Source organism: Nonomuraea sp. AD125B (genome assembly GCF_041402765.1).
GTDB classification, from domain to species: domain Bacteria; phylum Actinomycetota; class Actinomycetes; order Streptosporangiales; family Streptosporangiaceae; genus Nonomuraea; species Nonomuraea bangladeshensis.
Genome location: NZ_JBGLOU010000013.1, coordinates 252,095 through 276,971 on the forward strand (window position 1 = coordinate 252,095; position 24,877 = coordinate 276,971).

22 protein-coding genes and 1 pseudogene are annotated in these 24,877 nt (G+C 73.8%); 19 read left to right on the plus strand and 4 right to left on the minus strand.

Annotation, left to right across the window (positions count from 1 at the left end):
- Positions 1 to 9: 9 nt before the first annotated feature.
- Complete coding sequence (locus tag ACBR40_RS31995; RefSeq protein WP_344204918.1) at positions 10 to 753, plus strand: IclR family transcriptional regulator; 744 nt, start codon at positions 10 to 12, stop codon at positions 751 to 753.
- A 3-nt stretch (positions 754 to 756) separates the two neighbouring features.
- Positions 757 to 969: a DUF2277 domain-containing protein gene (locus tag ACBR40_RS32000; RefSeq protein WP_344204919.1), complete on the plus strand. Its 213-nt coding sequence runs from the start codon at positions 757 to 759 to the stop codon at positions 967 to 969.
- A gap of 17 nt (positions 970 to 986) precedes the next feature.
- Here the strand turns inward: ACBR40_RS32000 and ACBR40_RS32005 are convergent, their stop codons facing one another.
- Positions 987 to 1,355 carry a DUF6289 family protein gene (locus ACBR40_RS32005; RefSeq protein ID WP_371251159.1) on the minus strand — a complete coding sequence of 123 codons (369 nt, stop codon included), beginning with the start codon at positions 1,353 to 1,355 and terminating at the stop codon, positions 987 to 989.
- A 92-nt stretch (positions 1,356 to 1,447) separates the two neighbouring features.
- Here ACBR40_RS32005 and ACBR40_RS32010 point away from each other — a divergent pair.
- From ACBR40_RS32010 to ACBR40_RS32035, 6 genes and pseudogenes are all read left to right on the plus strand, one after another.
- Positions 1,448 to 2,123 (plus strand): annotated as a pseudogene (locus ACBR40_RS32010) (response regulator transcription factor).
- Positions 2,120 to 3,358, plus strand: a complete 1,239-nt coding sequence (locus ACBR40_RS32015; protein ID WP_371251160.1) for an ATP-binding protein — start codon at positions 2,120 to 2,122, stop codon at positions 3,356 to 3,358. Before ACBR40_RS32010 ends, ACBR40_RS32015 begins: the two are co-directional and overlap by 4 nt.
- A 35-nt stretch (positions 3,359 to 3,393) precedes the next feature.
- On the plus strand, positions 3,394 to 3,738 hold the full coding sequence (locus tag ACBR40_RS32020; protein WP_344204925.1) for a PepSY domain-containing protein: 345 nt from the start codon (positions 3,394 to 3,396) through the stop codon (positions 3,736 to 3,738).
- 942 nt (positions 3,739 to 4,680) lie between these two features.
- A complete protein-coding gene (locus ACBR40_RS32025; protein WP_371251161.1) occupies positions 4,681 to 5,262 on the plus strand; it encodes a hypothetical protein in 582 nt (193 codons plus the stop codon).
- 104 nt (positions 5,263 to 5,366) lie between these two features.
- Positions 5,367 to 6,113, plus strand: a complete 747-nt coding sequence (locus ACBR40_RS32030; RefSeq protein ID WP_371251162.1) for an isocitrate lyase/phosphoenolpyruvate mutase family protein — start codon at positions 5,367 to 5,369, stop codon at positions 6,111 to 6,113.
- A 49-nt stretch (positions 6,114 to 6,162) separates the two neighbouring features.
- Positions 6,163 to 6,813: a hypothetical protein gene (locus tag ACBR40_RS32035; RefSeq protein WP_344204929.1), complete on the plus strand. Its 651-nt coding sequence runs from the start codon at positions 6,163 to 6,165 to the stop codon at positions 6,811 to 6,813.
- Here the strand turns inward: ACBR40_RS32035 and ACBR40_RS32040 are convergent.
- Complete coding sequence (locus ACBR40_RS32040; protein WP_344204942.1) at positions 6,789 to 7,703, minus strand: ribonuclease Z; 915 nt, start codon at positions 7,701 to 7,703, stop codon at positions 6,789 to 6,791. The two genes, ACBR40_RS32035 and ACBR40_RS32040, sit on opposite strands and share 25 nt — an antisense overlap.
- On the opposite strand from ACBR40_RS32040, the gene ACBR40_RS32045 reads away from it, so the two are divergent.
- The 6 genes from ACBR40_RS32045 to ACBR40_RS32070 are packed head-to-tail and all read left to right on the plus strand — an operon-like array spanning position 7,702 to position 13,891.
- Positions 7,702 to 8,238 carry a methylated-DNA--[protein]-cysteine S-methyltransferase gene (locus tag ACBR40_RS32045; protein WP_344204944.1) on the plus strand — a complete coding sequence of 179 codons (537 nt, stop codon included), beginning with the start codon at positions 7,702 to 7,704 and terminating at the stop codon, positions 8,236 to 8,238. The genes ACBR40_RS32040 and ACBR40_RS32045 overlap by 2 nt on opposite strands.
- 40 nt (positions 8,239 to 8,278) lie before the next feature.
- A complete protein-coding gene (miaA, locus tag ACBR40_RS32050; RefSeq protein ID WP_344204946.1) occupies positions 8,279 to 9,184 on the plus strand; it encodes a tRNA (adenosine(37)-N6)-dimethylallyltransferase MiaA in 906 nt (301 codons plus the stop codon).
- Positions 9,185 to 9,193: 9 nt separating this feature from the next.
- On the plus strand, positions 9,194 to 10,006 hold the full coding sequence (gene dapF / locus ACBR40_RS32055) for a diaminopimelate epimerase (RefSeq protein WP_344204947.1): 813 nt from the start codon (positions 9,194 to 9,196) through the stop codon (positions 10,004 to 10,006).
- Positions 10,007 to 10,055: 49 nt separating this feature from the next.
- A complete protein-coding gene (locus ACBR40_RS32060) occupies positions 10,056 to 10,811 on the plus strand; it encodes a hypothetical protein (RefSeq protein ID WP_371251163.1) in 756 nt (251 codons plus the stop codon).
- Between the two features lie 19 nt (positions 10,812 to 10,830).
- Positions 10,831 to 13,107, plus strand: coding sequence for a tetratricopeptide repeat protein (locus tag ACBR40_RS32065; RefSeq protein WP_364451049.1), 2,277 nt, complete (start codon positions 10,831 to 10,833; stop codon positions 13,105 to 13,107).
- Between the two features lie 25 nt (positions 13,108 to 13,132).
- Positions 13,133 to 13,891, plus strand: a complete 759-nt coding sequence (locus tag ACBR40_RS32070) for an SDR family oxidoreductase (protein WP_364451047.1) — start codon at positions 13,133 to 13,135, stop codon at positions 13,889 to 13,891.
- Positions 13,892 to 13,904: 13 nt separating this feature from the next.
- On the opposite strand, the gene ACBR40_RS32075 is transcribed toward ACBR40_RS32070, so the two are convergent.
- Entirely contained in the window at positions 13,905 to 14,924 is a 1,020-nt protein-coding gene (locus ACBR40_RS32075) for a helix-turn-helix domain-containing protein (protein ID WP_371251164.1), read from the minus strand.
- 130 nt (positions 14,925 to 15,054) lie between these two features.
- On the opposite strand from ACBR40_RS32075, the gene ACBR40_RS32080 reads away from it, so the two are divergent.
- From ACBR40_RS32080 to ACBR40_RS32100, 5 genes are read left to right on the plus strand one after another with little or no spacing between them, the layout of a single operon-like run.
- Positions 15,055 to 17,442 (plus strand): FAD-dependent oxidoreductase, encoded by a 2,388-nt coding sequence (locus ACBR40_RS32080; RefSeq protein WP_371251165.1) that lies wholly within the window; start codon positions 15,055 to 15,057, stop codon positions 17,440 to 17,442.
- Entirely contained in the window at positions 17,439 to 18,653 is a 1,215-nt protein-coding gene (locus ACBR40_RS32085) for a sarcosine oxidase subunit beta family protein (protein ID WP_371251166.1), read from the plus strand. The genes ACBR40_RS32080 and ACBR40_RS32085 overlap by 4 nt, the downstream gene beginning before the upstream one ends.
- Entirely contained in the window at positions 18,653 to 18,886 is a 234-nt protein-coding gene (locus tag ACBR40_RS32090) for a sarcosine oxidase subunit delta (RefSeq protein WP_344204955.1), read from the plus strand. Before ACBR40_RS32085 ends, ACBR40_RS32090 begins: the two co-directional genes overlap by 1 nt.
- Positions 18,883 to 22,086 (plus strand): 2Fe-2S iron-sulfur cluster-binding protein, encoded by a 3,204-nt coding sequence (locus tag ACBR40_RS32095; RefSeq protein WP_371251167.1) that lies wholly within the window; start codon positions 18,883 to 18,885, stop codon positions 22,084 to 22,086. Before ACBR40_RS32090 ends, ACBR40_RS32095 begins: the two co-directional genes overlap by 4 nt.
- A 34-nt stretch (positions 22,087 to 22,120) precedes the next feature.
- Entirely contained in the window at positions 22,121 to 22,804 is a 684-nt protein-coding gene (locus tag ACBR40_RS32100) for an HNH endonuclease family protein (RefSeq protein WP_344204957.1), read from the plus strand.
- 46 nt (positions 22,805 to 22,850) lie between these two features.
- Here the strand turns inward: ACBR40_RS32100 and ACBR40_RS32105 are convergent, their stop codons facing one another.
- A complete protein-coding gene (locus ACBR40_RS32105) occupies positions 22,851 to 24,842 on the minus strand; it encodes a LamG domain-containing protein (protein ID WP_371251168.1) in 1,992 nt (663 codons plus the stop codon).
- Between the last annotated feature and the right edge of the window lie 35 nt (positions 24,843 to 24,877).

Sequence of the window (24,877 nt, forward strand, 5' to 3'; positions counted from 1 at the left end):
TGTTGCGCCATGAGCAACAGCACGACGGTCCAGTCGGTCGACCGGGCCATCGCGATCCTGGAGATCCTCGCCCGCGAGGGCGCCACCCGGGTGACCGACCTCGCGGCGGAGCTCGACGTGCACAAGTCCACCGCGTTCCGGCTGCTCGCGGCGCTGGAGCAGGGCGGGCTGGTGGAGCAGAGCGGCGACCGGGGCCGTTACCGGCTCGGGTTCGGGGTGATCAGGCTGGCCGGCGCGGCCAGCGCGCAGCTCGACCTGGCCCGCGAGAGCCGGCCCGTGTGCCTGCGCCTCGCCGCCGCGGTCGGCGAGACCGTCAACGTCGCGGTGGCGCAGGACGGCGCCACGGTCAACATCAGCCAGGTGCGCGGCCCGGCCGCGATCAGCGGCCACAACTGGGTGGGCCAGCGCACCCCCTCCCACGCCACCTCCAGCGGCAAGGTGCTGCTCGCCTTCGGCGCGCTACGGCTGCCCGGCGGCGAGCTGGAGCGCTACACCCCGCGTACGATCACCGCGCCGGACGCGCTCGGGCTCGCGGAGATCAGGGAGCGCGGCTGGGCGGTCACCGTGGAGGAGCTGGAGGTCGGGCTCAACGCCGTGGCCGCGCCGGTGCGCGGCGGCGACGGGACCGTGGTGGCCGCGGTCAGCGCGTCAGGGCCGTCCTACCGGCTGACGCCCGAGCGGCTGCCCGAGGTGGGCGAGCTGCTGGCCCGGGGCGCCCAGGAGATAAGCGAGCGCATCGGCTATTACGGTTGAGTCATGTGCAGGAGCATCAAGACCCTCCGTCCTCCTTACGTCGAGAGCGTCAGCGAGGACGACGTGCGCGCCGCGGCGCTGCAGTACGTCAGGAAGATCTCCGGATTCCGCGCGCCGGCCGCGCACAACGCCGAGGCGTTCGACCGTGCGGTCGAGGCCGTCACCAGGGCGTCCGAGGAGCTGCTCGGCGCGCTCGAGGTGCGCGGGAGCCGCTGACGGCTCCCGCGCGGACGTCAGCAGGGCGTCTCGACGAAGACCGGGACGCCGCGGGTGCCCCACATGGAGCGGTTGCCGGCGCAGTCCTCGTAGAGCTCCCCGACGACGGTCGTGTACGTGCCGTCGGAGTAGAACGTGGTCACGCAGGTGTGGTCGATCCTGCATGCGCGGGCCTGGGCCGGGGACGCGGTGGCGGCCGTGACGGCGGCGGCGGGCGTGGCGGCGGCGCGTACGGTGGCGGTGGCGAGCGCGGCGGCCACGTCCTCCTCGGACAGGACGTGCCCCGAGGCGCCGGTGACCCCGGTGCCGACGAGCCCGAGCACGGCCAGGGAGGTCCCGGTCGCGACGACGGCGGTGGCGGCCCATGCCAGCAGGTATCTCTTCATCCCCGCCAGCTTCCCCCACGTCGGGCTAAGACCGGGTTAAAGGGAGGCTAAGGCGTCCCAAGCCAGGGTCAGTGAGCGGCTACGTTCGTGCTATGGCCGACATTCTGCTCATCGAGGACGACGTGGCGATCCGCACGGCGCTCAGCCGGGGGCTGCGGGAGCTGGGGCACGCGGTGTCCTCCTCGCCGACCGCCCTCGACGGGCTCAAACTGGCCGTGCAGGACCGGCCCGACCTCATCGTGCTCGACCTGGGACTGCCCGACCTGGACGGGGTGGAGCTGCTGCGGATGCTCCGGGCGGTCAGCCGGGTGCCGGTCATCGTGGCGACCGCCCGCGACGGGGACGCCGAGATGGTGCCCGTGCTGGACGCGGGGGCCGACGACTACGTGGTCAAGCCGTACAGCGCGGCGCAGCTCGACGCCCGGGTGCGGGCGGCTGCGGCGGGCGGGCGGGTCGGCGCCCGAGCCGCTGGCGGTCGGGGAGCTGCGGGTGGATCCGCGGGCGCGTACCGCGACGCTGGACGGCACGCAGCTCGACCTGACGCCGCGCGAGTTCGACGTGCTGCACTACCTGGCGGCGCGGCCCGGCGAGGTGGTGACCAAGCGGGAGCTGCTGACCGAGGTGTGGCAGCTCCCGTACGGGGGCGCCGACAAGACCGTGGACGTGCACCTGTCCTGGCTGCGCAGGAAGCTCGGCGAGACCGCGGCCGAGCCCCGCTACCTGCACACCGTGCGCGGGGTCGGCGTCAAGCTGGTCGAGCCGGCATGAGGCGCTGGCTGGCGCTGCTGGTGGCGGCCACCACGTCGCTGGTGCTGATCGCGCTGCTGGTGCCGATGGCGGTGCTCATCAGGTCCGTGGCCGAGAACGGCGCCATGGACCGGGCGCTCACCACGGCCGGGTCCGTGGCGGTCGCCGTCGGCACGCCGGACCTGCCGCTCGCGGTGGAGCAGGTGGCGCGGCCGGTGACGGTGTTCCTGCCGGACGGCACCACCCTCGGCGCGCGGGCCGAGCGCTCGGCCGCGGTGCGGCTGGCCGCCACCGGGCGCAGCGTGACCGCCGAGGCCGACGACGGCAGGGAGGTGCTGGTCTCCGCCCAGTCGCCCGAGGGCACGGCGGTGATCAGGGTGTTCGTGCCGGAGTCCGAGCTCATGCGGGGCGTACGCGAGGCGTGGGCCGCGCTGCTCGCGCTGGGGCTGGGGCTGGTGGTGCTCGGGATCGTCCTGGCCGACCGGCTGGCGCAGGCCGTGACCCGGCCGGTGGACGGCCTCGCCCGCGTCTCGCACCGGCTGGCCGGCGGCGACCTCGCCGCGCGGGCCGAGCCGGGCGGGCCGCCCGAGGTGCGCTCGGTGGCGCTGGCGCTCAACCACCTGGCAGGACGGATCGACGAGCTGCTGGTCGCCGAACGGGAGTCGGTCGCGGACCTGTCGCACCGGCTGCGTACGCCGCTGACCGGCCTCCGGCTCGACGTCGAGTCGCTGCGCGACCCCGAGGAGGCGGCCCGGCTGCAGGCCCGGGTGGACGCGCTGGAACGGGCGGTGAGCGCGCTCATCGCGGAGGCGCGCAACCGCACGGCCGACCGGGAGTCGTGCGAGGCGGGCGCCGTGGTGCGCGAACGGGTGCGGTTCTGGTCGGTGCTGGCCGAGGACCAGGGGCGCGAGGTCGAGGTGACGCTGCCCGGCGAACCGCTGAGCGTCGCCGTACGGGCCCAGGAGCTGGCGGCGTGCGTGGACGCGCTGCTGGGCAACGTCTTCGCGCACACGCCCGAGGGCGCCGCGTTGTCGGTACGACTGACCGGGCACCCGGACGGCGCGCTGCTGACCGTGGAGGACGCCGGGCCGGGGTTCGATCCCGCGCTGCTGGAGCGCGGCATCAGCGGCGGCGGCTCGACCGGGCTGGGGCTGGACATCGTCCGGCGTACGGCCGAGTCGTCCGGCGGCCGGCTGGCCGTCTCCTCGCCGTCCGGGGGCGGGGCGCGTGTTGAGGTGGTTTTAGGAGCCGCTTAGCGCGCGGTTATCGGCGTTCGCGATGTCCTTGGGTCATGCGAAACACGAAGAAGTTCATCGTCATCGGTGCCGGGGCCGTCACGCTGCTGGCGGGTGGCGGAGCCGCCGCCTACGCCGCGACCGCCGCGCCCACCGCCCCCAAGATCACCGCCGAGAAGGCCATCGAGCTGGCCCACCAGCAGGTCCAGGGCGCCTGGGTGAGCGAGGTGGACCACGACGACTCGGGCAAGTGGGAGCTGGAGCTCGTCAAGGGCGACCAGGTGCACGAGGTCGACGTGGACGCCACCAGCGGCAAGGTGACCGCGCACGCCCCCAAGGCGGCCGACAAGGACGACGACGGCAACGGTGACGACAACGGCGGCGACCGCGACGACGACTGACCCTGCCCGGCTGAGATCCCCTTGTGGAACGTCCCGCCCGCCTCCCCCGCTCACGGGGGCGGCGGGCGGTCCCGTTTCCGGAAGGGTCAGCGCGTGAGGCGGTTCAGGTAGGCGTAGCAGGGGTCGCGGCGGAAGTCGTGGAAGGTCGCGCAGGGGTCGATCGGGGTCCCGGGATGCGCGGGGCGCGGCTCCTCGCGCGGGGCCTCCGGGGGAGGCTGCGGCGTGGGAGAGCCCGTACGGCGGGGGCCCGGCGGCGGGGCGGCGGGCTCGGGGCCCGGCGGCCGGGCAGGCTCGGCGCCACGGGGGCGAGGCTCCGTCAGCGAACGCGGCTCTGCCGGCGGTCTGGGCTCTGCCGGCGGTCTGGGCTCCGTCGGCCGCCTGGGCGCCGCCGGTGGCCCCGGCTCCGCCGGCCGGAGCGCGGAAGGGGCGGGCAGCGCTCCCGGTGAAGGCCGCGCGCCCGGGACGGACCGCACTGACGCGAGGTCCGGGAAGGGCGGGGTGTCCGCCGGCGCTCCCGGGGAGGGCACGGCGCGTACCCAGGGAGCCGGAACCGGCGTTCTCACCGCGAATTGGAGCGTTCCATCATCATCCGTTGGAGATGCGATCAATGTCATACGAGTGACGCGCGGAGTGCTGTCCGATGAATTCGATCTTGTGGAAATCGGCGTTTCCCCTTGGTTTTCCGGCGTACTTCGGGGGGCCGGACCAGGTGCGCCGCTGAATGCCAGGAATATGCCGACAACCGCGGTGGCGAGGACTCCGGCCGCTCCGGCGACCGACCCGAGGCGACCCCGGCTACCAGCAGAAATGGATCTAAGGGGGGACAAGTCGTGATTCCTTTGTGATTGGTGTGCGAGCATTCCGCCGATGCGGCTAGTGTGGTCCATCACCCGCGGAAGCCGGCGAGCTTTCCCCGATACGACCGCGAGGAGCTGCACCCTCATGCAAGATCCGACCGCACCGGATCACCACGAGATCCTGACCGGGCCGGGCGATTCACGCCCGGCGAAGAACAATCGCGGCGCCGCCCGCCAGAAGAGGACCAAGAAGACCGCCGCCATCGCGGCCGGAGTGCTCGTCGCGCTGATCGCGGCGGGCGGCGCGGGCTACGTGGTGGCCTCCGGCGACTCCACCCCCGGCACCCAGCAGGAGGCCGGGCCGTCACAGGGCACCGGCGGCGACGACAGCGCCCAGGACGGCCTCCAGGACGACCTTCAGGACGACGCCGCCGACGACGCCACCATGGGCGACGCCCGCACCGACGCCCCCGACGACGGCCTGCCCGACGACGGCAGCATGGGCGACGCCGCCACCGACCCGGGCCGCGCGGCCGACACGGGTTCGACCGGCACGGGCACCTCCACGAGCCGCGACTCCGCCAGCGGCGCCGGCGCGAAGCAGACCGGTGACGGCAAGAAGGCCACCACCTCGCCCACCAAGGCACCGCAGCCCTCGGAGGCCGACAACCCGGCGGACGGCCCCGGGGGCCTGGTCTCCGGCCAGTGCGCCACCAGCGGCTGCTGAACCGCCTCCGCTGACGCCGGAAGGCGGCAGGGGCGAAGTGGTCCGGAGGTTATGGCCATCATTGGACCTTCGAGACAGGCCACCTCGCGCCTAGGGTCAGGGGCATGACGACGATCGACGACGCCGGTGTCCTCCGTGGGCTGCATGTGCCCGGAACGCCCGTGATCCTGCCCAACGTCTGGGACGCCGCCTCCGCGCGCGCCGTCCAGGAGGCCGGCTTCCCCGCCGTGGCGACCGGCAGCGCCGCCGTCGCCCGGGTCCTCGGCCACGAGGACGGCGAGCGCGTCCCGGTGGACGAGATGATGTCCGCCGTGGCCCGCATCGCCCGCGCGGTGGACGTGCCGGTCACCGCCGACGTCGAGCGCGGCTACGGTCTCAAGCCCGCCGAGCTGGCCGAACGCCTCCTGGCGGCCGGCGCGGCCGGCTGCAACCTGGAGGACAGCGACCCGCGCACCGGCGAGCTGATCGACCCGGGCGAGCAGGCGGACTTCCTGGCCGAGGTGCGGGCGGCGGCCGGCCAGGCACTGGTGATCAACGCGCGCGTGGACACCTACCTGCACGGCTCGACCTCACGGAAGCAGGCGCTCGCGCGGGCGGAGCGCTACCTGGAGGCGGGGGCCGACTGCGTCTACCCCATCATGCTCGCCGACGAGGACGAGATCCGCGCCCTGGTGACCGCGCTCGGCGGCCGGCCGGTGAACGTGCTGTTCCGGCCGGGCGCGCCGAGCCTCGCGCGGCTGGCCGAGCTGGGCGTGGCGCGCGTCAGCTTCGGGGCCGGCCTGCACCGGCTCGCCCACGCCCACACCGTGGCGCTGCTGGCCAAGGTCAAGGCGGGCGACAGCCCCTTCTGAGCGGCCCTCGCGAACGGCGGGCGGTGACGGGCCGCGTACGCTTGCGCTCGTGCTTGCCGCCGCGGCCGTCTGCCCGCAAACCCCGCTGATCGTGACCGGGATGCCCCGGCTCCGCGCCGCCTGCGACGCCGCCGTCCAGGGCGTGCTCGCCGCCCGTCCCGACGTGCTGATCGTGGTGGGCGGGGCCGCGGACAGCGAGGCGTACGCGGGCGGCGCGGCGGGCAGCCTGCGCCCCTGGGGCCTGGACGCCGGCGCGGGCACGGGCGAGCCCGTCCTGCCGCTGTCGCTGACCGTGGGCCGCTGCCTCCTGGACGGGCGCGTGCCCCACGCCTGCCAGGCCGTGGGCTTCGACGCCGCGCCGGCCGAGTGCCTGGCGCTCGGCGAGAAGCTGGCCGCGTCCGGCGAACGGGTGGGGCTGCTGGTGCTCGCCGACGGCTCGGCCTGCCTGACGCCGAAGGCGCCCGGCAGGTACGACGAGGCCGCCGGCCCGTTCGACGACCGGGTGGCGCGGGCGCTCGACGCCGCCGACCCGGCCGCGCTCGCCGCACTCGACCCGGCGGAGGCCGACCGGCTGTGGGCCACCGGCCGCGCCGCCCTCCAGGTGCTCGCCGGGGCCGCCACCGGCGCCGCGCCGCGCGGCAGGCTGCTGGCGCGCGACGCCCCCTACGGCGTCGGCTACTTCGCCGCGCTGTGGGACTGACGCCGCGGCACCGGCACCTTCATGAGGTCGCGGGCCAGCACGACCTCCCCGTCATAGCTGCGCCGCACCTCGGCGACGAACGCGGGCTCGTCGTCGAAGCCGTACCGTTCGGAGAAGTGCGTGAGCACCAGCCGCCGCACGCCCGCGTCGGCCGCCACGAGGCCCGCCTCGTACGCCGTCAGGTGCCCGTACTCCTTGGCGAGCGCGCTCTCCCCCGACAGGAACGTGGCCTCGATGACCAGCAGGTCGGCCCCGTTGGCCAGCTCGAAGACGGTGTCGCAGAGCCGGGTGTCCATGACGAAGGCGACGGCCTGCCCCGGCCGGGGCTCGCTGCACTCCTCCAGCGTGACGCCGCGTACGGAGCCCTTGCGCTGCAGCTCGCCGACCTCGGGGCCGCGGATGCCGTGGGCGGCGAGCCTGGCGGGCAGCATGCGGCGGCCGGGCGGCTCCTGGACGCGGTAGCCGTACGACTCCACGGGGTGGGACAGGCGGCGCGCGGTCAGCGGCCCGATCGCGGCCAGCGGGCCGGAGACGGGATGCTCGGAGATCACGTCGGTGTCGGCGAAGGCGGCGGCGTGCCGCAGTCGCCGCCAGTACGTCGTCCCGGAGGCCGGGAACACCGCCCGCACCGGATGCCGCACCCGGTCACGGGCGATGCGCTGCACGACGCCGGGGACGCCGAGGCAGTGGTCGCCGTGGAAGTGCGTGACGCAGAGCCAGTGCACGTCGTTCGCGCGCGCCCCGGCGTGCACCATCTGCCGCTGCGTGCCCTCGCCGGGGTCGAAGAGGAAACCCTGACCGTCCCAGCGCAGGAGGTAGCCGTTGTGGTTACGGTGTCGGGTGGGAACGGCGCTGGAGGTGCCGAGCACCACGAGCTCACGAGAGGACATGATGACCATCACTGAGACCGGCGCGGCGGGCACGGTGGCGCTGGCCGAGGTGCCGACGCCGGTGGGCGCGTTCACGCTGGCCGTCACGGAGACGGGGCTCGTGGCGTCGGGCTGGGGCTCCGGCGCGGGCCTGGCGGAGCGGCTCGGGCTGGTCGAGGTGCATGATCCGGATCGTACGGCCTCGGCCGTCGCCGAGCTCGACGCGTATTTCGCCGGGGAGCTGCGCGCCTTCCGCACGCCGATCGACTGGCGGCTGATGGCGGGGTCGCGGCGGCGGGTGCTCCAGGCGCTGCACGCGGTCCCGTACGGGTCCGCCGTAACCTACGGCGAGCTGGCGAAGCTCAGCGGCACGAGCGTGCCCGCCCGGGGCATCGGCTCCATCATGGGCTCCAACCCGATCCCGATCTTCGTGCCCTGCCACCGGGTGATCGCGGGCACCGGGCTCGGCGGGTTCAGCGGCGGCGTGGGCGTGGAGACCAAGCGGTGGCTGCTCACCCACGAGGGCTACCTGCAGCCGACCCTGCTGGATCTCTGAGCGGCTCGGACACCCCCCGGCCTCCGACAGACTGGTGCGTGTGCGCCAGCAGCCTGTCATCGCCGTCGTCGGCCCCACCGCGGCCGGGAAGTCCGACCTCGCCGTGGAGCTCGCCCTCCGTCTCGGTGGCGAGTGCGTCAACGCCGACTCCATGCAGCTCTACCGGGGCATGGACATCGGCACCGCGAAGCTGACGCCCGCCGAGATGCGCGGCGTGCCGCACCACCTGCTGGACATCTGGGACGTCACGGTCACCGCGAGCGTGGCCGAGTACCAACGGCTGGCGCGCGAGGTGTTCGACAAGGTCGCGACGCCGGTGCTGGTCGGCGGCAGCGGCCTGTACGTCCGGGCGGCGCTCGACGACCTGGAGTTCCCCGGCACCGACCCCGAGATCCGGGCCCGGCTGGAGGCCGAGCTTGCCGAGCGCGGCCCGGCCCCGCTGTACGAGCGGCTGCGCGGCCTCGACCCGGCCGCCGCCTCGGCGATCCTGCCCGGCAACGGCCGCCGCATCGTGCGGGCGCTGGAGGTGATCGAGCACTCGGGCCGGCCGTTCTCGGCCACGATGCCGTCGTACGACGCGCTCTACCCGAGCGTCCAGATCGGCCTGGACGTGCCGCGCCCCGTGCTGGACGAGCGGATCGAGCTCCGGGTGGACCGGATGTGGGCGGCGGGCCTGGTGGAGGAGGTGCGCGCGCTGCTCGGTCAGGGCCTGGCCGAGGGCCGTACGGCCGGCCGCGCGCTCGGCTACGCGCAGGTGATCCGTTTCCTGAACGGCGAGTGGAGCGAGGAGCAGGCCCGGGCCGAGACGGTGCGGGCGACCAGGCGTTTCGCCCGCCGCCAGGAGTCGTGGTTCAGGCGCGATCCGCGGGTGCGGTGGCTGCCGTACGACGCCCCTGATCTTGTCGAGCGCTCCCTCGCCGAGATCCCCGGACACCCCGCACCCTAAACTTGCAATATGCGCTTCCTGAAGGGTCACGGCACCGAGAACGACTTCGTCATCCTGCCCGATCACGACGGCGAGCTGGACGTGACGGCCGCGCTCGTCGCCAGGATCTGCGACAGGAGGGCGGGACTCGGGGCCGACGGCGTGCTCCGGGTGGTGCGCACCAAGCGGAGCCACGAGGTGGCCGGGCAGGCGTCCGCCGCGGAGTGGTTCATGGACTACCGCAACGCCGACGGCAGCATGGCCGAGATGTGCGGCAACGGCGTGCGCGTCTTCGCCCGCTACCTCATCGACGCGGGACTCGCCGACTCCTCCGGGTTCGCCGTCGCCACGCGGGGCGGCCTGCGCCAGGTGCACCTGGAGCCGAACGGCGACGTCACGGTCGACATGGGCAAGCCGAACGTGCTCGGCGAGAGCACGGCCCACGTGGGCGGCATCGACTATCCCGGCATGCGGATCGACATGGGCAACCCGCACCTGGCCTGCCCCATCGGCGATCCGGTCGCCCAGCTCGACCTCACGCACCAGCCCGGCTTCGACACCGGCGTCTTCCCGAGCGGCGTCAACATCGAGCTGTTCAACCCGGTGGGCGTCAGCCGCGCGGTGATGCGCGTCTTCGAGCGCGGCTCGGGAGAGACCCGCGCGTGCGGCACGGGCGCGGTGGCGACGGCGGTCGCGGCGGCGGCCCTGTCGGGCGACACCACCGGCACCTGGACGGTGGAGGTGCTCGGCGGCACGCTCACCGTCATCCTCGAAGAGGAGACGAGCTACCTGTCCGGGCCGGCGGTGATCGTGGCCAGCGGCGAGCTCATGCTTGCAGAATGATGTTCTGCTGAGGCATGCTGGGTTTGATTCCCGAACCGAGAGGTGGGGCATGGCAGACCCGCGCACGACCGCAGTCCAGGTGAAAGCGCCCATCGGGCAGCTCGGCGGCGGCTTCATGGTCTCCCGGGAGGCCAAGGCCGCCTGCGAGGAGCACGGCCTCGGCCCCCGCGAGCTCTACTTCCGCGGCCGCTGCGGCGTGCTCGGCGAGTGCGACGCCGACGTGGTCCACTCCGTCGCCGTCTTCTTCCCGCGCGAGCACGTCGAGGAGAGCTGGAACGGCGGCCGCAAGCTCGCCGCCGACCGCGCCGTCGAGGTCTACGCCGAGGTGTGCCGCGCCTGGGGCCGGCGCAAGCTGGGCGGATACGAGGGCTGCGCCAGGATCGCCGAGCTGCTGGAGCCGGTGGTCGCCGCGGCGTCGTCCGTGGGCGCGCCGCTGTTCGCCGGCTGGCGGGCGGTGCCGCTCGCCGACGACCCGCCGGCCCGCGCCGTCCAGCTCATGCACTGCGTACGCGAGCTGCGCGGCGGCCTGCACGCCAACGTCGTGCTCGCCGCCGGGCTGCACCCGCTGGAGGCCACGCTCGCCGCCGAGCACGACACGACCCCGTTCGGACAGGCCACCGGCACCCGGATCGCCCAGTTCTTCTCCTGGCCGGAGCCCTACCCCGAGCCGACTCCTGAGCTCATGGCCCGCCGGGCCGAGGCCGAGGAGCGCACCGACGATCTCATGGCGCCGGTCTTCTCCGTGCTCGGCGACAGCGAAACGGACGAGCTGATCGGCCTTCTGCGTTTTGGGCACGCTCGTTGACCTGGCAGACTGACTGCCCATGGACGTGGACATCTGGGCCTGGGTCGGCGACACCCAGCAGCAGCTTTCCGAGGCGGGCAACGTTGGCCTCGCCATGGCGCTGGGAGACCTTCCCGCACAGGCCTATGAGGGCCGATACCCGCAGCTCGACGTCATGGCCCCCGCCATCGCGCAGCAGGCCGAGACCCTTGAGCTGCCCTGGCTGGAGTTCTACGCCCGCTACTGGCACCTCGTCGGCCGCATCGGCGACCGCGCCCAGGGCGCGGTCGCGCTCGACGACGCGCGGCAGCTGCTGGCGTTCGCCCAGCGCGAAGACGTGCGCGAGTGCCCGTCCGCCCCGGCGGCGGTCGAGGCCCTCGCCATCGCCCTGGCCAACACCGACGGCCCCGGCTACGCCACCGAGCGCCTGGAGACGCTGGGCGCCCACCTGGAGGCCCTGAGCCCCGAGCGGCCCGCCTTCACCGGCCTCGTCACCCAATACGTCGCCGCGCTGATCGACGCCGGCAAGGCGGACGAGGCCGTCAGCTACGCCGAGTCCGCCACCGAGCGGCTGCGCACCGCCGGCCGCGCGCCGAGCTGGGAGCTCGGCGCCGAGCACGCCCGCGCGCTGCTGGCCGCGGGCCGCGCCGAGGCCGCGCTCGACGCCCTGCAGGCCGCCTCCGGCCACCAGCCCGACGACCCGGTGGCCAAGGAGCACCGCGACGGCGTGCGCCGGGCGCTGATCCTCGCCACGCTCGGCCGGGTCGCCGAGGCCGTCGACGCGCTGCCCGACCTCGACGTGGTCGGCGAGCACCCGCGCGTGTTCGTCGAGTGGTCGCGCGCGGTCGCCCTGATGGCCGGCTCCGCGCAGATCACCAACACCTGGCAGCTCGGCCGGGTGCTGCGCCAGTGGATCGACTACTTCGGCATGATGGGCGGCTACCGCGCCCGGGTCGAGCTCGCGCTGATCGCCGGCGACCTCGCCGTCGGCCGCAAGGGCGTCTGGCAGGCCAGGCTGCTGGCCGACGTCGCCGAGTCCGGCACCGCCGAGCTGCGCGCGGGCGACGACCTCGCCGAGCGCATCGCCGCGCTGCGGGCCGCCGCCGACGCCACCGCCGAGCACGAGGCCCCCGGCACGCTGGAGGAGCGGGTGGGCCTGTTCGACGCGGCCGACGGCTTCAACGCCGACCCCGAGAAGTGGGTGGGCTGGCTGGCGCCGCTGTCCGGCGACGACATCGAGGCGACCCGCCGCCACACCACCACGCTGGGCTTCCTCGGCTACCCCGCGGCCGGCGCCGACATCTACTGGAAGACCCTCGTCGACACCGGCAAGATCGGCGAGGCCGACGCCGACGACGTCGCCTACCTCACCACCCTGCTCATCGAGGCCCGCCAGGACGAGCGGCTGGAGCAGATGGCCGCGCTGCTGCCGCACGCCGCGCAGCAGGTCGCGCTCGCCCGCCTGCACAGCGCCCGCGAGCGCTGGCCGGAGGCGCTCGACGCCGCCGAGCACGCCGTCGCGGCCGGGGCCGGCATCGACGCCCGCCGCCTGCTGTCCGGCGCCGCCCAGCAGCTCGACCAGAACGCCAGGGCCGCCCAGGTGCTGGTGGAGGTCCTCGACGAGCTGGCCGACGAGGACGTCTGGCGCATGATCGTCATGGCCACCTCCGCCGAGGACTGGGACATCGTCCGCAAGGGCGCCGCCAAGATCGGCATGCCGGTCAAGTCCAAGGAGGGCCCGATCGAGGAGGAGATGGGCCTCATCCGGGTCATCCTCCCCGCGCCCGACGGCGGCCAGCGCCAGGTGCTGTCCATCCGCACCGGCCCCGCCACCGCCCGGCTGGCCCTGCCGCAGCCCCGCGGCATGGACTACAACGCCGGCGACCTGGTCGTCTTCGACCCGCAGCTGCTGGAGCCGGTGCCCGACGACCCGCAGGAGCAGCAGAACTTCGTGCCGCCGTTCGCGGCCGTACGCATCCTGCGCCCCGGCGGCTACACCAGCTACTTCTTCGACGGCGCCGCGCCGAGCGAGTCCGACTGGGCCGAGTTCACCGAGGTCATGGCCGAGCGGGGCTGGCCGATGTGGGTCTACAGCGACGAGAACTACAAGGTCACCCACCCCACCTCGGGCGAGCCGCTGCCGGGCGTGTTCGGCTGGGTCGCGGTGCCGCCGGACGTCAGCCCGCAGGAGGTCGACGCCCTGCTCGACGACGCCACCGAGCGGTGGGTGCACCCGCTGGCCTGGCTCGACCTCGCCCGCGAGATCGACGTCGAGGTCGGCCGGCACGAGCGCATCGTCAAGGAATACGGCCTGTAGGCAAAAACGGAGAAGGGCGGCGCGGGTGCTGGAGCGGTTCCGTCTGGACGGGAAGGTGGCGATCGTCACCGGAGCCTCGTCCGGGCTCGGGGTGGCCTTCGCCCGCGGCCTGGCCGAGGCGGGCGCCGACGTCGTGATCGGCGCCCGGCGCGCCGACCGCCTGGAGAAGACGCGGCGGCTGGTCGAGGAGACCGGCCGCCGGTGCCTGGTCGTGCCCGCCGACGTGGCGAAGCCCGAGGACTGCGAGGCGCTCGCCGCCGCCGCGGTCGAGGGCCTCGGCGGCGTCGACGTGTTAGTCAACAACGCCGGGCTCGGCACCGCCGTCCCCGCGCTGAAGGAGACGCCCGCCGAGTTCCGCCAGGTGGTCGAGGTCAACCTGATGGGCGCCTACTGGATGGCGCAGGCGTGCGCGCGGGTGATGCGGCCGGGCTCGTCGATCGTCAACATCGGCAGCGTGCTGGCCGAGAGCACCGCCGGGCTGCCGCAGGCCGCCTACACCGCCTCCAAGGCGGCGCTGGCCGGGCTCACCCGCGACCTCGCGCAGCAGTGGACGGGGCGGCGCGGCATCCGGGTCAACTGCCTGGAGCCGGGGTTCTTCGCCTCCGAGATGACCGACCAATACCGGCCCGGCTACCTCGAGCAGATGGTGGACGCGCGGGTGGTCATGCGGCGGCCGGGCGACCCCGCCGAGCTGGTGGCCGCCGCCGTGTTCCTGGCGAGCGAGGCGTCCTCCTACGTCACCGGCGTCGTCCTCCCGGTGGACGGCGGCTTCCTGCTCACGTAGGCGTGCTGCTCGTTCATTCGGACAGCAGGTCGTGTTGGGCGGCGAGGACGCCGGCGTGGAAGCGGGTGCGGGCGCCGAGGCGTTCGCAGAGCACCTGGACGCGGCGTTGCACCGTGCGCGGGCTGAGGCCGAGCTGGCGGGCGATGGCGTCGTCCTTCATGCCGCCGGCGAGCAGGGCGAGCACCTCGGCGTCGGGGGCGCGGGGCCGGCCGTCGGGCTGGAGGCGGTCCTCGGACAGGCGCAGCGGCACGGCGGCCCGCCACAGCGTCTCGAAGAGCCCGACCAGGGCGTCCAGCAGCGCTGACGGGTGCACGACGAGCGCGCTCTCGACGGCCAGGTCCTCGTCCGAGGCCAGCGGCAGGATGGCGGTGCGGGCGTCGGCGACGGCCAGCTTGACCGGCACCTGGCCGAGCCTGGCCTGCTCGCCGTCGGCGACGGCGCGGCGGGTGTGGGCGAGCATGCCGGGCTGCTCGAAGGCGAGCGGGCTGTAGATGCCGCGGACGACGGGCGCTCCCCTGCGGGCGGCGCGGCGCGAGGGCCGGTGGCCGTCGCCGATGTCCACCGCGTACGGCGGATGCACCAGCACCAGCAGCTCCCGGGTGGCGTCGCGTTCGAGCTGGAGGTAGCGGCGGGCGACGGCGTCGCGCCCGGTCACCACCTCCAGCACCTCCTCAGGCTGCGGCCCGCCGCGCCCGGCGGCCTCGGTGGCCAGCAGCGCGGCGGCGGCGCGGCTGTGGGTCAGCTCCTCCTGGCGGCGGGCGACGAGGATGTCGACGGCGATGTCCGGCGGGGTGGCGACGAGCCGGAGCGGCCGGCCGGCGACGCGGGAGGTGAGCCCGAGGTCCTCGAGGCGGGGCAGCACGCGGCGGACGGCGGCGGCCGAGGAGCCGGTCTCGGCGGCCAGCTCGCCGAGGGTCGCGGGGCCGTGCCGGAGCAGGGCGCGGTAGGCCGTCTCCTCGGCGACGGTGACCCCCAGCCCTTCCAGTAAGCGCCGCTGCGCCATGCCGACCTCTCTGAACAGGCCATGATCCATCACGAGCGTACGGCGGGCCGGCTCCGGCGGTCCACAGGCGGACGGAGGTCTTGTTCGAGGGGCGGGCGGCCATCTATGGTCGTTGCGTAGTCCGGTGCGTGTTGCGCATTAAGGAACAACCGGAGGCGCCATGAGTCGGCCCCGCTTGGTGATCATCGGCGCCGGGATCGTCGGGTGCGCCCTGGCCGACGAACTCACCGAACGCGGCTGGACCGACGTCACCGTGCTGGAGCAGGGGCCGCTGTTCGCGGCGGGCGGATCCAGCTCGCACGCGCCCGGCCTGGTCTTCCAGACCAACCCCGCCAAGACGATGACCGAGTTCGCCGCCTACACCGTGCGCAAGTACACGGCGCTCGGCGAGCACTGCTTCCGCCAGGTGGGCGGCCTGGAGGTGGCCACCACCCCCGAACGCTGGGCCGACCTGCACCGCAAGCTCGGCTGGGCCGAGTCGTGGGGCGTCGAGGGCCGGCTGCTCGACGCCGACGCCTGCGTGGAGCTGTGGCCGCTGCTGGACCGTACGAAGGTGTTCGGGGGCTTCCACGTGCCCACGGACGGGCTCGCCACGGCGGTCGCCTGCGGCGAGACGCAGGCGGCGCGGGCGAGCGAGCGCGGCGCGCGCTTCCTGGAACGGCACACGGTCGTCGGCATCGAGCAGCACGGCGGCCGGGTCACCGGCGTGTCGGTGCTGACCGGCGGGGAGCACCGGACGATCCCCGCCGACGTGGTGGTGTGCGCGGCCGGCTTCTGGGGGCCGTCGATCGGCAAGCTGGCCGGCCTGACGGTGCCGCTGCTGCCACTCGCCCACCAGTACGCCAGATCGGGCCCGCTCGACCTGGGCCGCCCCGGCCCCATCCTCCGCCACCAGGACCGCGACCTGTACTTCCGGCAGCACGGCGACCGCATCGGCATCGGCTCCTACGCCCACCACCCCATGCCGGTCACCCAGGAGGAGATCCCGGCCAAGGGCACCGTGATGCCGTCGGTGCAGGCGTTCACCGAGGAGGACTTCGAGCCGGCCTGGCGGGACGCCGTCGAGCTGCTGCCCGCCCTCGGCGGCTCCGCGTACGAGGACGGCATCAACGGCGTCTTCTCCTTCACCCCCGACGGCTTCCCGCTGATCGGCGAGGCGCCGCACCTCGACGGCTTCTGGCTGGCCGAGGCCGTGTGGGTGACGCACTCGGCGGGGGTCGCGCGGGCGGTGGCCGAGCTGCTGGTGGACGGGACGTCCGGGTTCGACCTGCACGAGTGCGACCTGGCCAGGTTCGAGCAGGCGCAGCTCTCGCCCGCTTTCGTCGAGGAGCGCGGCAAGCAGAACTTCGTCGAGGTCTACGACGTCATCCATCCGCTGCAGCCGATGGAGTCGCCGCGGCCGCTGCGTACCAGCCCGTTCCACGTGCGGCAGCGGGAGCTGGGGGCGTACTTCCTGGAGGGGTCCGGCTGGGAGCGGCCGCAGTGGTTCGAGGCGAACGCGCCGCTGCTGGAGAGCCTCTCGGACGAGGGCGCGGCGCAGCGGGACGCCTGGGCGGGCCGCTACTGGTCGCCGATCGCGGCCGCCGAGTCGCACGCGACCAGGGAGCGCGTGGCGCTCTACGACATGACCCCGCTCAAGCGGATCGAGGTGAGCGGCCCGGGCTCGGCGGCGTTCCTGCAGCGCATGACCACGAACAACGTGGACAGGAAGCCCGGCTCGGTCACCTACACCCTGCTGCTGGACGCCAGGGGCGGCATCCGCTCGGACCTGACCGTCGCCCGCCTGGCCGAGGAGCGCTTCCAGATCGGCGCGAACGGCAACCTCGACCTCGACTGGCTCTCCCGGCACGCGCCGGGCGGCGTGCGGGTGAGCGACATCACGCCCGGCACCTGCTGCGTCGGGGTGTGGGGGCCGCGGGCGAGAGAGCTGGTGCAGCCGCTGACGGACCTGGACCTGTCGAACGAGGGCTTCCGCTACTTCACCTGCAAGTCCGGATATGTCGGGCACGTTCCGGTGCTGGCCCTGCGGGTGTCGTACGTCGGCGAGCTGGGCTGGGAGCTCTACACCACCGCCGACATGGGGCTCAAGCTGTGGGACACCCTCTGGGCCAGGGGCCTCGCGGTGGCCGGCGGGCGGGCCGCGTTCAACAGCCTGCGGGTGGAGAAGGGCTACCGTCTGTGGGGGGTGGACATGACGAGCGAGCACAACCCGTACGAGGCCGGGCTCGCCTTCGCCGTCCGCGACGACAAGGACTTCCTCGGCCGCGACGCGCTGCGCCGCGAGGTCACCCGCAAGCTGGTCCCGCTGCTCAGCGCCGAGGTGGTGATGGGCAAGGAGCCCGTACGGCACGGCGGCCGCATCGTCGGATACGTCACCAGCGCCGCCTACGGGCACACCGTCCAGCGCCCGATCGCCTACGCCTGGTTGCCGGCCGAGCTGGCCGTCCGCGGGACCAATGTCGATATTTCCTACTTCGGCCGCCGTGTCCCCGCGGAGGTCGCCGCCGAGCCGCTGTACGACCCCGGGATGGAGAAGATCAGGCGTTGACCCGGCCCACCACCCACCCCGACTTCCTCTGGCGCGACCCGGACCCGCGCCCGTCCTACGACGTGGTGATCGTCGGCGGCGGCGGCCACGGCCTGGCCACCGCCTACTACCTGGCCAGGAACCACGGCCTGACCAACGTAGCCGTCCTGGAGAAGGGCTGGCTGGCCGGCGGCAACATGGCCCGCAACACCACGATCATCCGCTCCAACTACCTGTGGGACGAGAGCGCCGCCATCTACGAGCACTCGCTCAAGCTGTGGGAGGGGCTGAGCGAGGAGCTGGACTACGACCTGCAGTTCAGCCAGCGCGGCGTGCTCAACCTGGCGCACAGCCTGGGCGACGTGCGCGAGGGCCGCCGCCGGGTCGAGGCCAACCGGCTCAACGGCGTGGACGCCGAGTGGCTGGACGCCGCCGAGGTGAAGAAGTTCTGCCCGATCATCGACGTCTCCGACCGGCCCAGGCACCCGGTCCTGGGCGCGACGCTGCAGCGGCGCGGCGGCATCGCCAAGCACGACCACGTGGCGTGGGCGCTGGCCCGGCAGGCGGACGCGTACGGGATCGACCTCGTCCAGGGCTGCGAGGTCACCGGCTTCGAGATCACCGGCGGCCGGGTCGCGGCCGTGCGCACCTCGCGCGGCCGGATCGCGGCGGGCAAGGTGGCGCTGGCCGCCGCCGGGCACACGTCGGTGCTGGCGGAGCTGGCCGGGTTCCGGCTGCCGCTGCAGTCGCACCCGTTGCAGGCGCTGGTGTCGGAGCTGCTGGAGCCGGTGCTGGACTGCGTGGTGATGTCGAACGCCGTCCACGTCTACGTGAGCCAGGCGCACAAGGGCGAGCTGGTCATGGGGGCGGGCATCGACGCGTACAACTCCTACGGCCAGCGCGGCGGCGTGCACGTGATCGAGGCGCAGATGGCGGCGGCGCTGGAGCTGTTCCCGATCTTCAGCCGGGTGCGCGTGCTGCGCACCTGGGCCGGCATCGTGGACGTCTCCCCCGACGCCTCCCCGATCATCGGCCGCACGCCGGTCGAGAACCTTTTCATCAACGCGGGCTGGGGCACCGGCGGCTTCAAGGCCACCCCGGGCTCCGGCTGGGTGTACGCCGACACGATCGCGCACGGCCGCCCGCACCCGCTCGCCGAGCCGTTCGCGCTGGAGAGGTTCACCACGGGGGCGCTCATCGACGAGCACGGCGCGGCGGCGGTGGCGCACTGATGCTGCTCATCCCCTGCCCCTTCTGCGGCCCGCGCGACGAGACCGAGTTCCGCTACGGCGGCCAGGCCGGCATCGCCTACCCGGACGGCGAGACCACGGACGCCGAGTGGGCCGAGTACGTCTTCATGCGCGACAACCCCAAGGGCTGGTTCCACGAGCGCTGGTTCCACGCGCACGGCTGCCGCACCTGGTTCACCGTCGAGCGGCACACGGTCACGCAGGAGATCAGATGAGATTCACCTTCGACGGCCGCGCCTACCGGGGCGAGCCGGGTGACACGCTGGCCGCCGCGCTGCTCCGCAACCGGGTGCGCGTGGTCGGCCGCAGCGTGGAGCTGGGCCGCCCGCGCGGCGTCTTCACCGCCGGCCCCGAGGAGCCGAACGCGCTGGTCCGCGTGGGCGCCGACCCCATGCTCGCGGCCACCACGGTCGAGCTGCACGACGGGCTGGAGGCGTGGAGCCTGCGCGGCAAGGGCCGCGTCGACCCCGACGCGCGGGACGAGCGCCGCTGCGACAAGGGCTACCTGCACTGCGACGTGCTCGTGGTCGGCGGCGGCCCGGCCGGGCTCGCGGCCACGGCGGCCGCCGGGCGGGCGGGGGCGCGGGTGATCCTCGTGGACGACCAGCCGCGGCTCGGCGGCGACCTGCTGAACAGCCGGGTCACGCTGGACGGCCGGCCCGCCCTGGAGTGGGTGGCCGGCCTGGAGCTGCCCGCCCGCGTGCTGACCAGGACCACCGCCGTCGGCTACTACGACCACAACTACGTGGTCGCCGTGGAGCGGCGGCCGCGCGGCGAGCGGCTGTGGCACATCAGGGCGCGGCACGTGGTGCTGGCCACGGGAGCGCACGAGCGCTCGCTCGCCTTCCCCGGCAACGACCGGCCCGGGGTGATGCTCGCCTCGGCCGCCCGCGCGTACGCCAACCGGTACGGCGTGCGGGCCGGACGGCGGGCGGTGGTGTTCGCCTGCGCCGACTCCGGCTACGAGGCCGCCCGGGACCTGGCGGACGCCGGGGTGGAGGTGCTGGCGATCGTGGACCCGCGGCCCGGCCCGCCGCCCGCCGAGGGGGTGGAGGTGCTGGCCGGGCAGGTCGTGACGGGCACCTCCGGCGACGCCGAGGGCGTGCTGACCGGCGTACGGGCGGGCGACCGGGAGTTCGCGTGCGACCTGCTGGCCGTCGCGGGCGGCTGGAACCCGGCGGTGCAGCTGTTCAGCCAGTCCCAGGGCCGGCTCCGCAACGACGAGGAGCTGCTGGCCTTCGTGCCGGGCACGTCCGCGCAGGCCGAGCGGTCGGCCGGGGCCTGCCGCGGGCTCTACGGCACGAGCGAGGCCATCGCCGACGGGTACGCCGCCGGGGCCGAGGCGGCCGGGAACTCCTGGGACGGGTCAGGCGTCCCCGAGGACGACCGGCGGCCCGAACGCCCGCCGGCGGCCGTCTGGTCCGTGGCCGGTCCTTCGCCGGAGCCCGAGCCCGCCTTCGCCGACCTGCACCGGGACGTGACCGTGGCCGACCTGGCCAGGGCCACCGGGGCCGGGCTGCGTTCGGTGGAGCACGTCAAGCGCTACACGACCGCGGGCACCGGCGCCGACCAGGGCAAGACGTCGAGCGCGGTGGTCGTGGGCGTGATGGCCGCCCTGCTGGGAGCGGCGCCTGGGCAGGTGGGGACGACGACGTTCCGGCCGCCGTACACGCCGGTGTCCTTCGCCACGCTGGCCGGGCGCGACCGGGGCGAGCTGTCCGACCCGGTGAGGACCACGGCCATGCACGACGCGCACGTCGCGCTCGGGGCCGTGTTCGAGGACGTCGGCCAGTGGAAGCGCCCCTGGTACTTCCCGCGCGCGGGCGAGACGATGGCGGCGGCCGTGCGGCGCGAGTGCGAGGCCGCGCGCACCGGCGTCGCCGCCATGGACGCCTCCACGCTCGGCAAGATCGACGTCCGGGGCGCGGACGCGGGCGCCTTCCTCGACCGGATCTACACGAACCTCTACTCCACGCTGCCCGTCGGCGCCTGCCGCTACGGGCTGATGTGCGGCGCGGACGGCATGGTGTTCGACGACGGCACGACGACCCGGCTGGCCGAGACGCACTACCTCATGACCACGACCACCGGCAACGCCGCCGCCGTGCTCGACTGGCTGGAGGAGTGGCACCAGACCGAGTGGCCGGAGCTGGAGGTGTCGTTCACCTCGGTGACCGACCACTGGGCGACGGTCGCGGTGGCCGGGCCGCGGGCCCGCGAGGTGATCGCCGCCGTCGCGCCCGGCGCGGTGGACCTGGCGTTCATGCGCTACGCGGAGACCGAGGTGCTCGGGGTGACCGGGCGGGTGTTCAGGATCAGTTTCTCGGGCGAGCTGGCGTACGAGGTGAACGTGCCCTGGCGGCACGGCCGGGCGCTGTGGGAGGCGGTGCTCGACCTGGGCGCGGTGCCGTACGGGACCGAGACCATGCACGTGCTGCGCGCCGAGAAGGGCTTCGCCATCGTCGGCCAGGACACCGACGGCACCGTGACGCCGCAGGACCTCGGCATGTCGTGGATCGTCTCCTCCCGCAAGCCCGACTTCGTCGGCAAGCGCTCCCACGCCCGCCCGGACACCGCCCGCCCCGGCCGCAAACGCCTGGTCGGTTTGCTGCCCGACGACCCGGCGACGGTCGTGCCCGAGGGCGCGCAACTCGTCCGCACGCCGGCGCCCGCCGACGGCGGGACGCTCGGGCAGCTCACCCCCGGCAACGGCACACTCCCGCTCGGGCAGGTCGCCTCCGGAGACGGCACGCCGTCGCTGGGGCACGTCACCTCCGGCTACGCGAGCGCGGCGCTCGGCCGTGGCTTCGCGCTCGCCCTGGTCAGGGACGTCGAGCCGGGCGACCGGCTCACCGCCGTGTGCGACGGCGCGGCCCACCCCGTCACCGTCTGCTCCCCCGTCTTCCTCGATCCTGGCAACGACCGCCGCGACGGCCTCCCGCTGACCGTGGAAGTGGGCCCCTACCAGGGGGAGCCGCGGCCCGCCGAGAGCCCGGCCGCCGCGTTCGCCGCCCGCTTCCAGGCGGCGAGCACCCCGGCCGCGCGGCTGCGCGAGATCGCCTTCGAGCCCATGTGGGAGGTCCGGGGGGCAGACCCCGGGATGGGCCTCGCGCTGGGCCCGTCCTGGTGGCTCGTCACGGGGAACGTCGCTCCCGGCCCGGAATGGGTGGACGTGTCGGACCAGCGGACGATCCTGGAGCTGTCCGGCCCCGCGGCCGACGACGTCCTGATCACCGGCTGCCCGCTCGACCTGCATCCGTCGGTGTTCCCCGGCCACGCCCAGACCTTCCTGGGGCAGGCGTCGGTGCTGCTGGAGCGGCGGGCCGCGGACACGTACCGGATCCATGTGCGGTCGTCGTTCACCCGTTATCTCGCGGAATGGCTACTCGACGCTCTTGAGGGCATTTATCCCTAAGCTTTACGAAAACCTTGAGTTTCGGGAGTTCGACGTGCGCGTACGGGCGTTGGTGGCGGGTCTGTCCACGGTGGCGGTGCTGGCGACAGGGTGCGGCGAGCTGGACGCCCAGCTCTCCACCGGTGACTCCTCCGGCAAGGCGTCCAAGCCCGACTCGGCCTCGATCTCCGACGCCCGCAAGAAGCTCGCCAAGCTCCAGGTCAAGGGCCGCGCCCCGCGCACCGGCTTCGACCGCGACAAGTTCGGCCCCTCCTGGGCCGACGTCGACCGCAACGGCTGCGACACCCGCAACGACATTCTCAAGCGCGACCTGGAGGACGAGACCTTCAAGTCCGGCACGCACGACTGCATCGTGCTCACCGGCACGCTGAAGGACCCCTACAGCGGCAAGACGATCAAGTTCAAGCGCGGCCAGGACACCAGCACGGCCGTCCAGATCGACCACCTCATCCCGCTCTCGGACGCCTGGCAGAAGGGCGCCCAGCAGTGGTCGGCCACCAAGCGCAAGGAGTTCGCCAACGACCCGCTGAACCTCCAGGCCACGGACGGCCCGCTGAACGGCCAGAAGAGCGATTCCGACGCCGCCACCTGGCTGCCGCCGCTCAAGTCCTACCGCTGCACGTACATCGCCCGCCAGATCGACGTCAAGGCGAAGTACGACGTCTGGGTCACCGCCGCCGAGAAGTCGGCCATGGAGACCATCCTCGACGGCTGCTGACCGGGAAGGAGGCGGGCGGCCGGTCTCATGGCCGCCCGCCGCCCGATCACCTGACGGTCACCGCGCGCCAGTCGCTCCAGGCGTCAGCGCCGCCCGTGCCGGTGACACGGAAGCGCCACCTGAGCTCCTGTCCGGCCCGCAGCCGGCTCTTCGGAATCCGCACGGTCACGAGGGAGTCGCCCGCGGCGGCCGTGGCCCGGCCGGACCAGATCGCCCGCTCGGTTCTGGCCTTGCCGCCCTGCTCGCCGGCCATGGGCGCCCGGGCGAGCTGCACCTCGACCGTCGCCTCGCCGGAACGGCCAGGCGCGAGCCAGGTGGTCACGTGCGGGACGCCGGTCGCGGTCAGCTTGCCGACGCTCTTGTCGGTGGCGGGCGCGCTCATCCCCCGCGCCGCCGCCGCGGTCCGCGCCGGGGCGCCGATCGCGGTGTTCATGTCGGACTGGATCTCGGCCGCGGTCTGGGGACGGTTGTAGACGCGGACCTCGTCGATGAGGCCCTTGAAGTACTCGCCCCAGAGGTTGTTGCCGCCGATGCGCACGTCGCCGCCGTCGTCGATGATGTGACCGCCGAGGGCGGACTGGGCCACCTGGACGCCGTTCACGTACAGGCGGTTGACCTGGCCGTCATAGGTCGAGGCCAGGTGGCTCCACTGGTTCAGTGGCAGTGTGGTGGTCCTGACGGCGCCACCCTCGCCCGCCTCGGTCATGACCCAGCCCGAGGGGCCGGTGGTGGTGGAGGCGTACAGGCCGTAGGAGCCGCCGAACTCGTGCTCCTTCAGCAGCACCGTGCGCCAGGAGCCGCCCGAGGTTGTGGGCCGGACCCATGCCGAGACCGTCACGCCCGAGCTCATGGTCAGGGACGTGGAGTTCGGGACGGTGACCCAGCTGTAGGAGCCGTTGAAGGACAGGGCCCCGCCGTGCCGGCCGGTCGCCCAGGTGGTGTCCGCGGCCGCGCCGGTGTTGCCGTGGCCGGAGGAGTCGTTGACGGTGGTGCCGGAGCCCTCGTTCATCCCGTAGGCCGCCACGAGGCCGTCCGGCGTCGGGGTGGGGGTCGACGTGGGGCTGACGGTCGGGGTCGGCGTGTCCGACGGTGTCACCGTCGGGGTCGGCGTGTCCGACGGCGTGGGGGTTGGGGTGTCCGTCGGTGTCACCGTCGGGGTCGGGGTGTCCGTCGGTGTCACTGTCGGAGTCGGTGTATCGGTCGGGGTGGGGGTCGGAGTCTGCGTCGGGGTGGGGGTCGGGGCCGCCGTGATCGGCGTGGCCATGTCGCTCTGGATCTCGCTCGCGCTCTGCGCGCGGTTGTAGATCCGCACCTCGTCGATCAGGCCCTTGAAGAACTCGCCCCAGACGTTGTTCCCGCCGATCCGCAGGGCGCCGCCGTCGTCGGCGATGGTGCCGCTCAGCGGGGTCTGGGTGACCTGCCGGCCGTTGACGAACAGCCGCAGCGCGGCGTTGTCGTAGGTGACCGCGAGATGGCTCCAGGTGTTCACCGCCAGCGGAGACGTGCCGTCGGCGGTGGTCCAGCTGTCGGCGGAGGTCTGCGCCCAGCCGGTCGGGACCGACCCGTCGGTGGAGGCGTACAGGCCGTAGGACAGCCCCTCGCCGCCCAGTTCCTTGGCGGCCACGCTCCGCCAGGCGGCCACGGTGGACGGCCTGACCCAGGCCGACAGCGTCATGCCGGTCGTCAGGCGCAGCGAGGCGGCGTGCGGGACGGCGACCCAGCTGAAGGTGCCGTTGAAGGACAGCGCCTGGCCGTACTTGCCGCCGGCCCAGGTCGTGCTCTCCGCCTCGCCTGTGTTGCCCAGGCCCGAGGAGTCGGACACCGTCGTGCCCGTCCCCTCGTTCATTCCGTACGCGGCCACGAGCCCCGTCGTGTCCGCCTGCGACGTCGTGCTCGCCGCCGAGGACATGGGGGTGAAGATCGATTGTGCGGCCGCGGTGGCGGCCATGAGCGAAAGCGGCAGCGCCAGCGCGCTGACGAGAGCGATGCGCCGCCGCGTCCGGGGGTCCTCCCCCGGGAGTAATCGTCGTGTAGTCACTCCGGCCCTTTCGAAAATCGCGGGCAAAACCCAGC

What these genes read in the sequence shown, in the direction of transcription:
- ACBR40_RS31995 (WP_344204918.1), top strand. Translation starts at nt 10, where the DNA reads ATGAGCAACAGCACGACGGTCCAGTCGGTCGACCGGGCCATCGCGATC.
- ACBR40_RS32000 (WP_344204919.1), top strand. Translation starts at nt 757, where the DNA reads ATGTGCAGGAGCATCAAGACCCTCCGTCCTCCTTACGTCGAGAGCGTC.
- ACBR40_RS32005 (WP_371251159.1), bottom strand. Translation starts at nt 1,355, where the DNA reads ATGAAGAGATACCTGCTGGCATGGGCCGCCACCGCCGTCGTCGCGACC.
- ACBR40_RS32015 (WP_371251160.1), top strand. Translation starts at nt 2,120, where the DNA reads ATGAGGCGCTGGCTGGCGCTGCTGGTGGCGGCCACCACGTCGCTGGTG.
- ACBR40_RS32020 (WP_344204925.1), top strand. Translation starts at nt 3,394, where the DNA reads ATGCGAAACACGAAGAAGTTCATCGTCATCGGTGCCGGGGCCGTCACG.
- ACBR40_RS32025 (WP_371251161.1), top strand. Translation starts at nt 4,681, where the DNA reads ATGCAAGATCCGACCGCACCGGATCACCACGAGATCCTGACCGGGCCG.
- ACBR40_RS32030 (WP_371251162.1), top strand. Translation starts at nt 5,367, where the DNA reads ATGACGACGATCGACGACGCCGGTGTCCTCCGTGGGCTGCATGTGCCC.
- ACBR40_RS32045 (WP_344204944.1), top strand. Translation starts at nt 7,702, where the DNA reads ATGATGACCATCACTGAGACCGGCGCGGCGGGCACGGTGGCGCTGGCC.
- ACBR40_RS32040 (WP_344204942.1), bottom strand. Translation starts at nt 7,703, where the DNA reads ATGTCCTCTCGTGAGCTCGTGGTGCTCGGCACCTCCAGCGCCGTTCCC.
- dapF (WP_344204947.1), top strand. Translation starts at nt 9,194, where the DNA reads ATGCGCTTCCTGAAGGGTCACGGCACCGAGAACGACTTCGTCATCCTG.
- ACBR40_RS32060 (WP_371251163.1), top strand. Translation starts at nt 10,056, where the DNA reads ATGGCAGACCCGCGCACGACCGCAGTCCAGGTGAAAGCGCCCATCGGG.
- ACBR40_RS32065 (WP_364451049.1), top strand. Translation starts at nt 10,831, where the DNA reads ATGGACGTGGACATCTGGGCCTGGGTCGGCGACACCCAGCAGCAGCTT.
- ACBR40_RS32075 (WP_371251164.1), bottom strand. Translation starts at nt 14,924, where the DNA reads ATGGATCATGGCCTGTTCAGAGAGGTCGGCATGGCGCAGCGGCGCTTA.
- ACBR40_RS32080 (WP_371251165.1), top strand. Translation starts at nt 15,055, where the DNA reads ATGAGTCGGCCCCGCTTGGTGATCATCGGCGCCGGGATCGTCGGGTGC.
- ACBR40_RS32090 (WP_344204955.1), top strand. Translation starts at nt 18,653, where the DNA reads ATGCTGCTCATCCCCTGCCCCTTCTGCGGCCCGCGCGACGAGACCGAG.
- ACBR40_RS32095 (WP_371251167.1), top strand. Translation starts at nt 18,883, where the DNA reads ATGAGATTCACCTTCGACGGCCGCGCCTACCGGGGCGAGCCGGGTGAC.